General features: G+C 70.7%; 12 protein-coding genes. 8 read left to right on the top strand and 4 right to left on the bottom strand.

Annotation, left to right across the window (positions count from 1 at the left end; translation table 11 throughout):
* Positions 1–33 precede the first annotated feature (33 nt).
* From AB0K60_RS20745 to AB0K60_RS20725, 5 genes are read left to right on the top strand one after another with little or no spacing between them, the layout of a single operon-like run.
* A complete protein-coding gene (locus tag AB0K60_RS20745; protein WP_364057151.1) occupies positions 34–1,614 on the top strand; it encodes an ABC transporter substrate-binding protein in 1,581 nt (526 codons plus the stop codon).
* A gap of 4 nt (positions 1,615–1,618) precedes the next feature.
* On the top strand, positions 1,619–2,647 hold the full coding sequence (locus AB0K60_RS20740) for an ABC transporter permease (protein WP_364057148.1): 1,029 nt from the start codon (positions 1,619–1,621) through the stop codon (positions 2,645–2,647).
* Positions 2,644–3,561, top strand: a complete 918-nt coding sequence (locus AB0K60_RS20735) for an ABC transporter permease (protein ID WP_364057145.1) — start codon at positions 2,644–2,646, stop codon at positions 3,559–3,561. The genes AB0K60_RS20740 and AB0K60_RS20735 overlap by 4 nt, the downstream gene beginning before the upstream one ends.
* Positions 3,558–4,337: an ABC transporter ATP-binding protein gene (locus AB0K60_RS20730; RefSeq protein ID WP_364057142.1), complete on the top strand. Its 780-nt coding sequence runs from the start codon at positions 3,558–3,560 to the stop codon at positions 4,335–4,337. The genes AB0K60_RS20735 and AB0K60_RS20730 overlap by 4 nt, the downstream gene beginning before the upstream one ends.
* Positions 4,334–5,368: an ABC transporter ATP-binding protein gene (locus AB0K60_RS20725; protein ID WP_364057139.1), complete on the top strand. Its 1,035-nt coding sequence runs from the start codon at positions 4,334–4,336 to the stop codon at positions 5,366–5,368. The genes AB0K60_RS20730 and AB0K60_RS20725 overlap by 4 nt, the downstream gene beginning before the upstream one ends.
* On the opposite strand, the gene AB0K60_RS20720 is transcribed toward AB0K60_RS20725, so the two are convergent.
* Both AB0K60_RS20720 and AB0K60_RS20715 read right to left on the bottom strand, forming a co-directional pair.
* Entirely contained in the window at positions 5,346–5,711 is a 366-nt protein-coding gene (locus AB0K60_RS20720; protein ID WP_364057136.1) for a DUF742 domain-containing protein, read from the bottom strand. The two genes, AB0K60_RS20725 and AB0K60_RS20720, sit on opposite strands and share 23 nt — an antisense overlap.
* Complete coding sequence (locus AB0K60_RS20715; RefSeq protein WP_364057133.1) at positions 5,708–7,681, bottom strand: nitrate- and nitrite sensing domain-containing protein; 1,974 nt, start codon at positions 7,679–7,681, stop codon at positions 5,708–5,710. Before AB0K60_RS20715 ends, AB0K60_RS20720 begins: the two co-directional genes overlap by 4 nt.
* A 217-nt stretch (positions 7,682–7,898) precedes the next feature.
* On the opposite strand from AB0K60_RS20715, the gene AB0K60_RS20710 reads away from it, so the two are divergent.
* Entirely contained in the window at positions 7,899–9,437 is a 1,539-nt protein-coding gene (locus AB0K60_RS20710; RefSeq protein WP_364057130.1) for an ABC transporter substrate-binding protein, read from the top strand.
* Between the two features lie 40 nt (positions 9,438–9,477).
* On the opposite strand, the gene AB0K60_RS20705 is transcribed toward AB0K60_RS20710, so the two are convergent.
* Entirely contained in the window at positions 9,478–9,801 is a 324-nt protein-coding gene (locus AB0K60_RS20705) for a multidrug efflux SMR transporter (RefSeq protein WP_364057127.1), read from the bottom strand.
* Positions 9,802–9,883: 82 nt separating this feature from the next.
* The gene (locus AB0K60_RS20700) at positions 9,884–10,900 is read right to left on the bottom strand and encodes a hypothetical protein (RefSeq protein ID WP_364057124.1); all 1,017 of its coding nucleotides are present in this window, start codon (positions 10,898–10,900) and stop codon (positions 9,884–9,886) included.
* A gap of 586 nt (positions 10,901–11,486) precedes the next feature.
* On the opposite strand from AB0K60_RS20700, the gene AB0K60_RS20695 reads away from it, so the two are divergent.
* Both AB0K60_RS20695 and AB0K60_RS20690 read left to right on the top strand, forming a co-directional pair.
* Positions 11,487–11,882: a hypothetical protein gene (locus tag AB0K60_RS20695; protein WP_364057121.1), complete on the top strand. Its 396-nt coding sequence runs from the start codon at positions 11,487–11,489 to the stop codon at positions 11,880–11,882.
* A gap of 258 nt (positions 11,883–12,140) precedes the next feature.
* A complete protein-coding gene (locus AB0K60_RS20690) occupies positions 12,141–12,404 on the top strand; it encodes an IPT/TIG domain-containing protein (RefSeq protein ID WP_364057118.1) in 264 nt (87 codons plus the stop codon).
* The last annotated feature ends 70 nt before the right edge of the window (positions 12,405–12,474 follow it).

Below are 12,474 nucleotides of genomic sequence, written 5' to 3'. Positions count from 1 at the left end.
CTGTTTCTCCTGACAGCCGCAGGAGTCCTGGCCGTGAGCGCGTCCGCGTGCGCGGGCGGCCAGGTCCGCGGCTCCCAGAGCACCGCCCCGCAGCCGAGCGGCTCGGCGGCGACGCAGCCCGCCGGCGACGCGACGTTCGTGTACGCCCCGCATCTGGAAGTGGTCACCGACTGGGATCCGGCGAGCTCGTACTCCAACGAGATCATCGCCATGCAGAACGTCTACGAGTCGCTGACCAGGTACAACCCGCAGACCCAGAAGCCGGAGCCCCGCCTGGCCACCGCGTGGGAGTCCACCCCGGACGGCAAGACGTGGACCTTCACGCTGCGCTCCGGTGTGAAGTTCCACACCGGCAACCCGCTCGACGCGGAGGCGGCGAAGGCCGCGATCGAGCGCACCATGAAGATCAACCAGGGGGCGGGCTACATCTGGGGCTCGGTCGACACGATCGAGGCCAAGGATCCGACGACGCTGGTGTTCACGTTGAAGCACGCCGCGCCGCTCGACCTGATCGCCTCCTCCGGGTACGCCGCCTACATCTATGACGTCAAGGCGACCGACGGCGATCTGAAGGAGTGGTTCGCCTCGGGCAAGGACGCCGGCTCGGGTCCGTACACGATCGACACCTGGGAGAAGGGCAAGGAGGCCGAGCTCACCCTCAAGGCGTTCGACGAGTACTGGGGCGGCTGGAACGGCCCGCACTACAAGAAGATCACCTACCGGGTGACGCCCGAGCTGACCACGGCCTGGCAGTTGCTGCAGCGCGGCGAGGTGACGTTCGTGCCGCGGCTCAACCCGCAGTTGTTCGCGCAGGCGGGCAACACGGCGGGGGTGAAGACCTCGCAGGCGCCGTCGTTCCAGAACCTGATGCTGCTGTTCAACACCGCCGACGGCCCGGCCAAGGACGTGCGGGTACGGCAGGCGCTGCAGAAGGCGATCGACTACGACGGCCTGGTGGCCGCGCTGAAGGGCGCGGCGGTGAAGGCGAGCGGCCTGGTGCCGCAGGGCCTGCTCGGGCACGACCCGGCGCAGCAGCCCAAGCAGGACCTCGCGGGCGCGACCGAGCTGCTCAAGCGGGCCGGGTACGGCCCCGGCGGCAAGGAGCTGGAGCTCAAGCTCACCTACGCCCAGGGCGACGACGACCAGAAGCTGCTGGTCACCCTGCTCACCTCGACGCTGAAGAGCCTCAACGTCACCCTCGACGCCAAGCCGCTGGCCTGGGAGACGCAGTGGGACCAGGGCAAGTCGAAGGACGCGTCCAAGCGCCAGGACATCTTCGTCATGTACTGGTGGCCCGACTACGCCGACCCGTACTCGTGGTTCGTGAACATCTTCCGCAGCGCCGACCCGATCTCGTTCAACCTCAGCTACCTGAAGGACAAGGACATCGACAAGGCGATCGACGGGCTGCCTGAGCTGACCGCGACCGACCGCGAGGCTGCGCAGAAGGCGTACGCCGACCTGCAGACGAAGATCATCGGCACGCAGGCGGCGGTGGCGGTGCCGTACGTGCAGAACTACCAGCGCGCCTTCTCCGCCAACGCCGGCGGCTACGTCGACAATCCCGCGTACCCGAACGTCGTGTTCGTGTACGACCTCCAGCCCGCCGCGTAGCCCGATGCCGGGGCACCTGGCGCGTTATCTGGCCCGCCGCCTCGGCCAGGCCCTCCTGGTCGTGGGCGGCGTGGTCGCGCTCACCTTCGCCGTGATGCGGCTGGTCCCGGGCGATCCCGCCGTCGCGTACGCCGGGCCCAAGGCCACGCCGGAGCAGCTCGCGGAGGCGCGGCGGCAATTCGGGCTGGACGAGCCGATCCCGGTGCAACTGTGGAATTACGTGCGCGACCTGCTGCTCGGGGACTGGGGCGTCAGCCTGCACACCCGGCAGCCGGTGCGCGACGACCTGCTGCTGGCGTTCCCCGCGTCGCTTGAGCTGGTCGGCGCGGCGCTGATCCTCGGCGTGGCGGTGGGCATCCCGCTCGGGATGCTCGCCGCCCGCTTCAACCGGAAACTTCCGGATTTTTCAGTACGGCTGACCTCGATGCTGGCCGTGTCCGTCCCCGTGTTCTGGCTGGCACTCGCGCTGCAGAAGGTGTTCGCGGGCGACCTCGGCTGGTTCCCCGTCGCCGGGGAGTACGACTACCGGCTCGACACCATCAGCCCGCTGCACCTCTACACCAACATCACCATCGTGGACGCGTTGATCACCGGCAACTGGCCGATCTTCACCAGCACGCTCCACCACCTGGTGCTCCCGGCGATCGTGGTCGCCGCGTACCCGGCCGGGGTGATCGCCCAGATGACCCGCGCCGCCCTCGTCGAGGAGGCCGGCCAGGACCACGCCCGCCTGGAACGCGCCCTCGGCTTCGGCGAGACCGCGATCCTCACCCGCTTCGCCCTGCGCCCCGCCCTCAACCCGGTGCTCTCGCTGATCGCCCTGGTCTTCGCATACGCGCTGGTCAACGGGTTTCTGGTGGAATCCATCTTCAACTGGCCGGGCCTGGGACGCTACGCGGTGGACTCCATCCGCTCCCTGGACACCCCGGCCATCGCGGGGGTCACGCTGCTGGTCGCGATCGTCTACGTGCTGGCGAACCTCGCGGTCGATCTCCTGCAAAGCGTCATCGACCCTCGGGTGAGGACCCGATGAGCGGTCACAAACACTCCACGGCCGACGGCACCGATCCGCTCCCGGCGGCCCGGCGTCGCGAGGGCGGAAGGTTCGGCGTCCTCGGCCAACTCGCACGCGCCGACACACCGGCCCCCGTGGGCGCGGCGCTGCTCGGGCTGATCGTGCTGGTGGCGCTGCTCGCGCCGTGGATCGCGCCGTACCCGGCCGACGGGACCGACGCGACCCACCCGCTGGAGGCGCTGCTGCCGCCCAGCGGCGCGCACTGGTTCGGCACCGACGAGGTCGGCCGGGACCTGCTCACCCGGGTCATGTACGGCGCGCGGACCTCGTTGTTCATCGCGGTCGCCGTGCTCGCCGTGGCCGCGGCGATCGGGGTGACGCTGGGCGTGGTGGCCGGGTACGCGGGCGGCCTCGTCCGCGATGTGATCATGCGGATCACCGACGTCTTCCTCGCCTTCCCCGCGCTGCTGCTGTCGCTCGCGCTCGCCGTCGTGCTCAGCCCGGGCATCACCACGGTCATCGTCGCGATCGCCGCGACCTGGTGGCCCTGGTACGCCCGGCTCACCGCGTCGGTGGCCTCCTCGGTCGCCGCCCGCGGCTTCGTGGACGCGGCGCGCTGCCTGGGCGTGCCCGCCCCCGTGATCGTCTTCAGGCACGTGCTGCCGAACTCGCTCACGCCCGTGCTGGTGCAGCTCTCCCTCGACGCGGGCGGCGTGATCCTCACCTCCGCCGCGCTGTCGTACCTGGGGCTCGGGGCGCGCGAGCCGACGGCCGAATGGGGGCTGATGGTGGAGCAGGGCCAGACGCTGTTCACCACGAACTGGTGGGTGGTCACCTTCCCCGGCCTCGCCATCATGATCGCCGCGTTCGCGTTCAACGTGCTCGGCGAGGGGCTGCGGGCCGCCCTCGACCCGAGGAGGATCACCCGATGACGACCGAGCGGACATCGTCCCCGTCCCCGATCCCGGCCGCCCCGCTGGTCGAGGTGCGCGATCTGGAGGTCCGGTACGGCGAGCGCGTCGTCGCCCGCGTGCCCGAGCTGGACGTGCGCGCGGGCGAGTGCGTGGCGATCGTCGGCGAGAGCGGCTCGGGCAAGACCAGCACGCTGCTGGCCACGCTCGGCCTGGTGCCTGACGTATCCGGAAATATCAGGGTCTGCGGCACCGATGTGCTCGCGGCCGGCCCACGCGAGCTGCGCGCCGTACGGGGGTCCCGCGCGGCCCTGGTGATGCAGGACGCCCAGGCGGCCCTCAACCCGACGATGCGCCTGGGCACGCTGATGCGCCGCGCCCTGCGCCTGCACGGCCTCCCCGACCACAGGGACCGCGCCCGCGAGGCCGTGGAGGCCGTGCTGCTCGACCCGGCCATCCTGCGCCGCTACCCGCACCAGGTCTCCGGCGGCCAGGCCCAGCGCTTCGCGATCGCCCTCGCCCTCGCCCTCGGCGCCGAGGTGATCCTCGCCGACGAGCCCACCAGCGCCCTCGACGTCACCGTACAGGCCGAGGTGATCGCCGTGCTGCGCCGCCTGCGCGACGAACGCGGCCTGGCCGTCCTGCTCGTCTCCCACGACCTCGCCCTGGTCTCCACCATCGCCGACCACGTCCTGATCATGAAGGACGGCCGGGTGGTGGAGAGCGGACCGGCCGCCGAGGTCTTCACCGCACCGGCCCACGCCTACACCCGCGAACTCCTGGAGTCCCTGCCGTGACGGATTCCCCGGCTTCCCCGGCTCCGCGTGCCCAGGAGCCCCTGGCTGCCTCCCCCGGCACCACCGGCGCCCCCGAATCGCCACCCGCCCGCACCGCCGCCGAGCCGCTCCCCCGGCTGAGCGCCGAGCGGGTGACGCTCGCGTACGGCGGGACCGCCGTCGTGCACGAGGTGAGCCTGGCGATCGACGAGGGCGGCGTCGGGCTGATCGGGGAGAGCGGCTCGGGCAAGACGACGCTGGCCCGCGCCCTCCTCGGCCTGCTGCGGCCCAGAAGCGGGCACATCAGCTACGAGGGCCGCGATCTGGCCACGCTCGGGCGCGACGGGCTGCGGGAGTACCGGCGGCGGGTGCAGCCGGTGTTCCAGGGCGAGGCGCTCGACCCGCGGATGAGCGTCGGCGCGTCGATCGAGGAGGCGCTCACCACCCACCACCGCATGGGCCGGGCCGAACGCGCCGACCGGGTCGCGGAGCTGCTGACGGACGTGGGCCTCGACCCGGCGCTCGCGTCGCGCCGCCCGCACCAGATCTCCGGCGGCCAGCGGCAGCGCGCCGTGATCGCCCGCGCCCTCGCCGTACGGCCGCGCCTGCTCATCCTCGACGAGCCCACCAGCGCGCTCGACGTCACCGTGCAGGCGCGCATCCTGGAGCTGCTGGAACGGCTCGGCCGCGAGCACGGCCTCGGCCACCTGCTCATCACGCACAACCTGGCCGTGGTCGAGCGGCTGTGCCGCAGCGCTCATGTGATGTTCGCGGGCCGGGTGGTGGAGAGCGGCCCGACGGCCGAGCTGCTGAGCGCCCCCGCCCACCCCTACACGCTGGCGTTGCGGGACGCGGTCCCCCGTCTGAACGGCGAGCCCCCGGCGCCCAAGGCCCGGACCGAGGGGCTGCCCGCGGCCACCGGCTGCCCGTTCCGCACCCGCTGCCCCATCGCGGCCGAGGTCTGCCGCGAGGCCCCCACGCTCCGCGAGATCGGCGGCGGCAGGCGGGTCGCCTGCCACCGCAGCGAGCTCACAGGGCGCGGAGGCCGTTGATCACCTCTCGGAGGATCCCCTCGTTGGGGGTGCGGGCGGCCGGGGAAGGTCGGCGCACTCGCACCAGCTTCTTCTCGTGCAGGTCCCCGACGAGGACGCGCACGACGCCGATGGGCAGGTCCAGCTCGGCGGCCACGTCCACCAGGGCGGTGGGCCGCGTGCACCGGTGCAGAATGATCAGATGCTCCGGGCCGAGTCCGGCGGGTGGGGTCATGCCGCCTTCGGTGACGATGACGGCGACAAGGTCGATCTCCTTGCTGGACGACTCGGTCCGGCCCCGGGTCAGGAGGTAGGCGGGCACTACCGGGCCGGCCTCTTCGTCCAGCCAGCGTTCGTGCGTCATCGGTCGCCCTCCTCTCCGGAATTCGCGTCGTTGTCCACGGGGATCAGCGTCACCGGTGCGAGCCCGTCGGGTGAGTCGGGCGCCTCGGGCATGCTGACCAGGTCGATGGGGATCAGCACGATCGCGGTCGTCCCGCCGTACGGCGAGGGGCGCAAGGTGACCCGGATATTGTGCCGTGCCGCGAGCCGTCCGACGACGAAAAGCCCGAGCCTGTCGCTGTCGGCGAGATCGAACTCCGGCGGGTTGGCGAGGCGTTCGTTGAACTCGGCGAGGACCTCGGGGGGCAGCCCGAGCCCGCGGTCCTCCACTTCGACGGCGAAGCCGTTGCCCACCATCTCGCCGCGTACGGTCACCGAGGTGTGCGGCGGGGAGTAGACGGTGGCGTTCTCGATCAGCTCGGCGATGAGGTGGATGACGTCGCCGACGGCCGCGCCGATCAGGGCGTGGTCGGACATCGGCTGCACGTTCACCCGGGCGTAGTCCTCGACCTCGGCGGCGGCGCCGCGCACCACGTCCAGCATCGGGATCGGCTTGCGCCAGCCGCGGCCCGGCACCGCGCCGGACAGGATGATCAGGCCCTCGGCGTGCCGGCGCATGCGGGTGGTGAGGTGGTCCAGGCGGAACAGGTCGTCCAGCGCGCCCGGGTCGGTGGCCCGGCGCTGCATGCCGTCGAGCTGGATGCGCTGCCGGTGCAGCAGCGCCTGGCTGCGCCGCGCCAGGTTGAGGAAGACCTGGTTGACGCCGGCGCGCAGCTCGGCCTGGCCGACCGCGGCCTCGATCGCGGTGTGCTGGACGGCGGAGAACGCCTCCTCCACGTCCTTGACCTCGGCGGTGCTGCCCTTCGTGCTGATCGGCGGCGCCTCGACCTCGACGTCCACCCGCTCGCCGCGCCGCAGCTTCTGCATCACGTTCGGCAGCCGTACCTGGGCGAGCTCCTGGGCGGCCCGCCGCAGCGCGGCCAGCTCGTCCGACAGCCGGGAGCCCAGCCGCAGCGTGATCAGGATGGTGATGACCACCACCCCGAGGCCGACGCCGGCGAGCAGCACGGCGCGGGCGAGCACGTCGTCGGCGATCGGCACCGCCCGCTCGGCGAGGCGGGCGCCCGCCTGCTCCTGGGCCTGCTGGAAGGCGCGGGCGAGCTCGTCGGAGATGGGATGCCATTGGGTGAACGACGGCGTCCGGCCCGCGATGACCGCCTCTTCGAGGATGCGCAGCCGCTGGTACTCCGGCGAGGTGATCAGGTTGACGTGGTACGCGCGCAGCTCGGGGTCGAGTTCGGCGAGCGACTTGTCGATCAAGAAGCGGCGGTTGCCGACGATCTGGGTGAACAGCCGCCGCTCCGCCTGAATCGCCTGCCCGCTGGGCAGCATGCCCGCCGCGAGCGCCTGCTCCCGGGTGAGCAGTTCCTTCGAGTACGCCAAATCGATGACGACCAGGGACTGCTGATAAATGGGCAGGTCATTGATGAGGGCCAGGCTCCGGTGCATCCGGAAAGCCGCGTCGGAGATAGCGTTATATGCCTCAATTGCCCGAATTCTCGACGTCAATCCGGCGTCGATGTCCGCGCGGATCACGCCGAGCTGGCTCACCCGGTTGAGTAGGTCGTCGAGCTGCTTGCGCATCGCCGGGGTGACGGTCCCGGCGGCCTCCTGCTCCTGCGCGAGCCTGCGGAAGGTCGCGACGGCCCGGTCGGTGTGCGGCCGCTGCTCGACCATCTCCCTGCGGCTGCGCGGCTCGCCCAGGAAGCGCGCGGCCGCCAGCCGCTCCTGCTGCAGCTCCACGATGAGCTCGTCGGCGGGCACGCGCAGGGTCGACCAGATCGTGCCGTACGCCCGCAGTTGGAGGCTGTCGTTGGTGGTGACCGCGACGATGACCACCCACAGCACCATCATGGAGGCAACCGGCACCAGCAGCAGGCCGAAGATCTTGAATCTGATCGTCCTGCGCCGGATGCGACCGGGCACTCCCATCACACCTCATCGCGATAGGGCCAAGGAGACAATTGATGAGATTAGCAGCAGTAGCAGCATTTGACATTGAGCCGCGACATAGCCACAAATATCAAGGCATGCTCCCCAAGCGGGGACGCGTGCAGTAAGTTCGGACCTCGTGCGCCGGTCTTCGCGGATAACAGCAGCGTGCGCGGTCATCGCCACGTTGACCCTCGCCGCGTGCTCGAGCGGGGGTGTGAGCAACGCCATACGTCCCAGCAGCTCGCCGATCGTGCAGGTCAAGGAGGCGACCTTCGTCTACCTGGCCCACCTGGACATCGTCACCGACTGGGACCCCGCCACCTCGTACTCCAACGAGATCCACGCGCTGCAGAACATCTACGAGTCGCTCACCCTCTACAACCCGGTGGCCAAGAAGGCCGCACCGCGCCTGGCCATCGCGTGGAACTCCTCGTCCGACGGCCGTACCTGGACCTTCCGGCTGCGCCCTGGTGTGAGATTTCACACAGGCCGGCCCCTCGACGCCGCCGCGGTGAAGTCCTCGATCGAGCGGACCAAGTCGCTGAAGGGCGACCCCTCCTACATCTGGGAGTCGGTCGACCGCATCGAGGCCAAGGACCCCACGACCGTGGTGTTCCACCTGAAGTACCCGGCCCCGCTGGACCTGATCGCCTCCTCCAGCTACGCCGCCTACATCTACGACACCGAGGCGGCCGGCGGCGGCGACCTGAAGAAGTGGTTCGCGGCGGGCCACGACGCGGGCTCGGGCCCCTACACGGTCGACCGCTGGCAGAAGGGCAAGGCCACCGAGCTGACCCTAAAAGCGTTCGACGGCTATTGGGGCGGCTGGGACGGCCCCCGCTACCGCAACGTGGTCTTCCGCGTCGAACCCAACCTCAACGCCGCCTGGCGGCAGCTCCTCGACGGCAAGGCGACCTTCGTGGCCCGGCTCAACCCCAAGCTCTACCGCCAGGCCGAGAACACGCCGGGGGTACGCAGCCTGCAGGTGCCGTCCTTCCAGAACATGCTCGTGCTGTTCAACACCGCGAGCGGGCCGATGCGCGACATCCGGCTGCGCAAGGCCGTACAGAAGGCCATCGACTACGACGGCGTGATCCGCGCGTTGCGCGGCGCGGGCGAGCCGGCCTCCGGCCTGGTGCCCGAGGGCCTGATCGGCTACACGCCGGACCGCCGCCCCCACCAGGACCTGGCGGAGACCGTCCGGCTGCTCACCGAGGCCGGCTACGGGCCGGCCGGCCGGCCGCTGCGGCTCACCCTCACCTACGCCGAGGGCGACAACGACGAGCGGGTCCTGGTCACGCGGCTCGCCGAGACGCTGCGCCCGCTCAACGTCATCCTCGACGCGCAGGCGATGAAATGGACCGCCCAGTGGGCCCGCGGCAAGTCGAAGGACCCGACCAAGCGCCAGGACATCTTCGTGATGTATTGGTGGCCCGACTACGCCGACGCGTACTCCTGGTACCTGAACCTATTCCACAGCGAAGACCCGCCGTCGTTCAACTTGACATACCTGAACGACAAGAAGACGGATGAGCAAATCGAGGCGCTGCCGAACATCCTCGCGACCGACCGGATCGCCGCCCAGAAGGCGTACGCCCGGCTGCAGGATCGGCTCATCGACGACCTCGCCGTCGTCGCCGTGCCGTGGGTCGTCAACTACCAGCGCGCCTACGTCGGCGGGGTGCAGGGCTACGCCGACAACCCGGCCTATCCCAACGTCGTGTTCGTCCACAACCTGGAGCCGCACGGCTGACAAGGGCCGCCCGCCCGAGTCCGTCCTCGCGGCGGCCGTGTCAGTGGGCGCCGCCTGCCTCCAGGGCCACGACGCCGACGATGACCAGGCCGAGGCCGCCGATCTGCACCCAGGTGAGGCTGTCGCCGAGGAAGGCGGCCCCGATCAGCGCGACCAGGGCGATGCCGATCGCGGCCCACACGCCGTAGACGACGCCGACGGCCATGCCGCGCTTGAGAACCTGGGCGAGCAGGACGAACGAGGCGAGGTAGGTGACCACGACGACGGCCGCGGGGATCGGCTTGGTGAACCCGTCCGACAGGCGAAGCGCGATCGTGCCCGTCACCTCGCAGAGGATCGCGCCCACCAGCAGCACCCATACCATGACACGCTCCAGGTTTTCGGAAGGCCCAATCTATGGTTATGGGTGAATTGTCTTATGGGCTGTTTGGGTGGGTTCGGGCGGGTCAGCCGCGGCGGAGGCGTTCGATGGCGGCGAAGACGGCCTCATGGTCCATGTCGATGCCGCCGGGGCCGCGCAGCCGTACGGTGACGTCGGTGCCGTCGAAGGCGAGCCAGCTCACCCGGCCCGCCACGCCGCGTAACGCCTGGCTCCGGTCGGACCACTGGGCCTGCTCCAGCAGCGAGCCGTCCTGCTGGTAGAAGTCGGCGATCCAGGGCCCGGTCGGCATCTCCGCCAGGCGGTCACCGGCCAGCGCGTCCGCGGCCAAGGGATCGGCGGCCAGCGGGTTGGGCTGCGTACGCGGCTCCCTCGGCGGCGTGAACGGCTGGGGCGCCTGCCGTGCGGGCCGCTCCGGGAACCGGATGCGCGGCTTTCCGGGTGCCGGGGGCGTGGTGGGCGGCTGGGTGGGGAACTCGCCCGAGCCGCGAGCGCCACGGTACTCGCCCGTGGGACGGACGGCGGGGAACTCGCCGGTCGGACGCACCGCCGGGAATTCCCCCGTAGGGCGGACGGCCGGGAACTCGCCCGTGGGACGCACGGTCGGAAACTCGCCCGTGGGACGCACGGTCGGGAACTCGCCGGTCGGACGCACGGCAGGGAACTCGCTGGTCGCCTGGATGGCGGGGAATTCGCCGGTGGCCTGCACCGCGGGAAACTCCCCGGTGGGTTGCACCGGACGCTGGACGGGGAACTCGCCTGTCGCCGGCAGCCGGGGCTGGACCGGGAACTCCCCGGTGGCCGGCTGCTGCCCCGGGACGTACGGCGACCGCTGGGCGGGCGGCCGGGACATGGGCTGGGTGGAGTCGATCGGCTGCGGACGCGGGGCCTCCCAGTTGGCCGGCATGGCGGCGTCGGCGTCGGCGGTCAGCACCACGGCCACGCCGTTGAGCAGGTCGGCGATGTGGAAGGCGACCCGTCCCAACGTGCGGTCGCCGAGGTCCGGCATGCGCCGGCGAAGGCTGTCCGCGATGGCGCGCACGAGGGCGAGTTCGGCCTGCTGCTCAGGCGTCAGCTCACTCACGGCAACTCCTCCCAGGCCCCCGAAAAAGGCCAACATCCATGCTCTCGCGTCGCTAGGTCCGGAGTGTCAAGTCCGCCGTATCCGTCCGGATTTCCTGGCGACGGACATGCGTGACCCGGTCACTGCGTCCTGATGACCTCGCGTTCCGGCCTCACCTGTGATGTCGTCGTCGGCGCCTGCGCAGGGACGGGCGGACGCGGCCAGGGACGGCCTGCGGAGACTCCGGGTCACCCGCGAGATGTCCCTCGCCGGTCCGGGCGTCCGGCCTCCGCCGTAGCCGGGCACGCAAAAGTGTGCAATTGCGCACTTTACCGTCGATATGCAAGTAAGGATGAACAACTCCAGGGTTTGACGCCCCTCCGGCCGCGGCTGGGCCCGCCCAGAACCGCCCGAAGCCCGGCGCCATGCCGGGCTGAATCGGTTCCGAGCGCGTTCGAGCGGGGCCGAGCGGGGCCGAGCGGGGCCGAGGTCGGCGAAGGTGGAATGCCGACTGGCACTCTATGTCCGCACTCCCGCGCCTCGAGCCCTACGATTCTTTGCAAGTGCGTGCTCCTGCAGGATCCGGCGGAAGACGAGGGACGAGCCGATGAGCAAGCTCACCAATGACGAGCGTGAAGACCTGGCTCGCATAGTCTCCAGCCCGGAGCTGAACGATCCCCGCATCGACGGCGACCGCAGGCTCGGCCAGCAGTTCGCCGACCTGTGGCGGGCCGATCTGGACGACGTGGACGAGGTGACGATCGGCCGGGTGCTGCTGCGTGCCGCCGTCGCCGTCACCCAGCTCACCGACGCGGGCCTGCCCACGGCCAGGGTCGCCAACATCCTCACCCTGTGCGCGGTGGACCTCACCGCCTTGGAACTCGGGAAGGACCTCCAGGGCCAGGGCCGCACCATCGAGGGCGAGATCGTTCAGGATCCGCCCGGCAAGGACACCCCCACCGACCGCCCGGGCGAGGACGACGGCAAGCGCACCGGGAAGTAAGGCCAGGGTCCACCCCGCAGTCGTCCCGGTTATCGCGGGCCGGCGCGAACCTCCCCCGGACCGGGCACCGCCCACCGGCACCGGCGAGTGCCGTACCCGGCGCGGCAATACGGCCATGGCACTGCGTGATGTGACGCCACACCATGACCACGGTTGGCCGATCAAAGGGAAAAGCCTCCCATCGCCCTCCGTGTCCGCACATGTGGAATGGGTAACTAAGCGCGTGGTTCTACCTGTGACCGTCTTCGAGGGGACGCCATGACACACGTGCAGACAATCCAGCTCAAGGAGCTGCGGCCCAACTCCGGGCCGAGCGAGGGCGACGACCAGGTCGAGCTGATCGGCTCGGGGCTGGCGACGACCGAGCAGGTCTGGTTCGGCTCCGAGCCCGCCGAGTTCGAGGAGGAGGGCGACACCCGGCTCACCATCTGGACGCCGCCGGGCTCCGGCGAGGTGGACGTCTACGTCATCGACCAGGACGGCAACCGCAGCAACAGCCTGCGCTACAGCTACTTCGACTGATCGGCCGGGCGTACCGGCCGATCCGCGCACGCGTGCGGTCCACGAGACATCGGGCCGCACGCGTTCCAGT

The sequence above is a fragment of the Thermopolyspora sp. NPDC052614 genome (assembly GCF_040678635.1).
Classification (GTDB): domain Bacteria; phylum Actinomycetota; class Actinomycetes; order Streptosporangiales; family Streptosporangiaceae; genus Thermopolyspora.
The sequence above is the reverse complement of the archived record's forward strand: the minus strand, read 5'-3'. Positions and strand labels throughout refer to the sequence as shown.

Excerpts from the sequence above, each read along its gene's own strand:
- AB0K60_RS20740 (WP_364057148.1), top strand. The coding sequence starts at position 1,619 with ATGCCGGGGCACCTGGCGCGTTATCTGGCCCGCCGCCTCGGCCAGGCC.
- AB0K60_RS20735 (WP_364057145.1), top strand. The coding sequence starts at position 2,644 with ATGAGCGGTCACAAACACTCCACGGCCGACGGCACCGATCCGCTCCCG.
- AB0K60_RS20730 (WP_364057142.1), top strand. The coding sequence starts at position 3,558 with ATGACGACCGAGCGGACATCGTCCCCGTCCCCGATCCCGGCCGCCCCG.
- AB0K60_RS20720 (WP_364057136.1), bottom strand. The coding sequence starts at position 5,711 with ATGACGCACGAACGCTGGCTGGACGAAGAGGCCGGCCCGGTAGTGCCC.
- AB0K60_RS20715 (WP_364057133.1), bottom strand. The coding sequence starts at position 7,681 with ATGGGAGTGCCCGGTCGCATCCGGCGCAGGACGATCAGATTCAAGATC.
- AB0K60_RS20705 (WP_364057127.1), bottom strand. The coding sequence starts at position 9,801 with ATGGTATGGGTGCTGCTGGTGGGCGCGATCCTCTGCGAGGTGACGGGC.
- AB0K60_RS20695 (WP_364057121.1), top strand. The coding sequence starts at position 11,487 with ATGAGCAAGCTCACCAATGACGAGCGTGAAGACCTGGCTCGCATAGTC.
- AB0K60_RS20690 (WP_364057118.1), top strand. The coding sequence starts at position 12,141 with ATGACACACGTGCAGACAATCCAGCTCAAGGAGCTGCGGCCCAACTCC.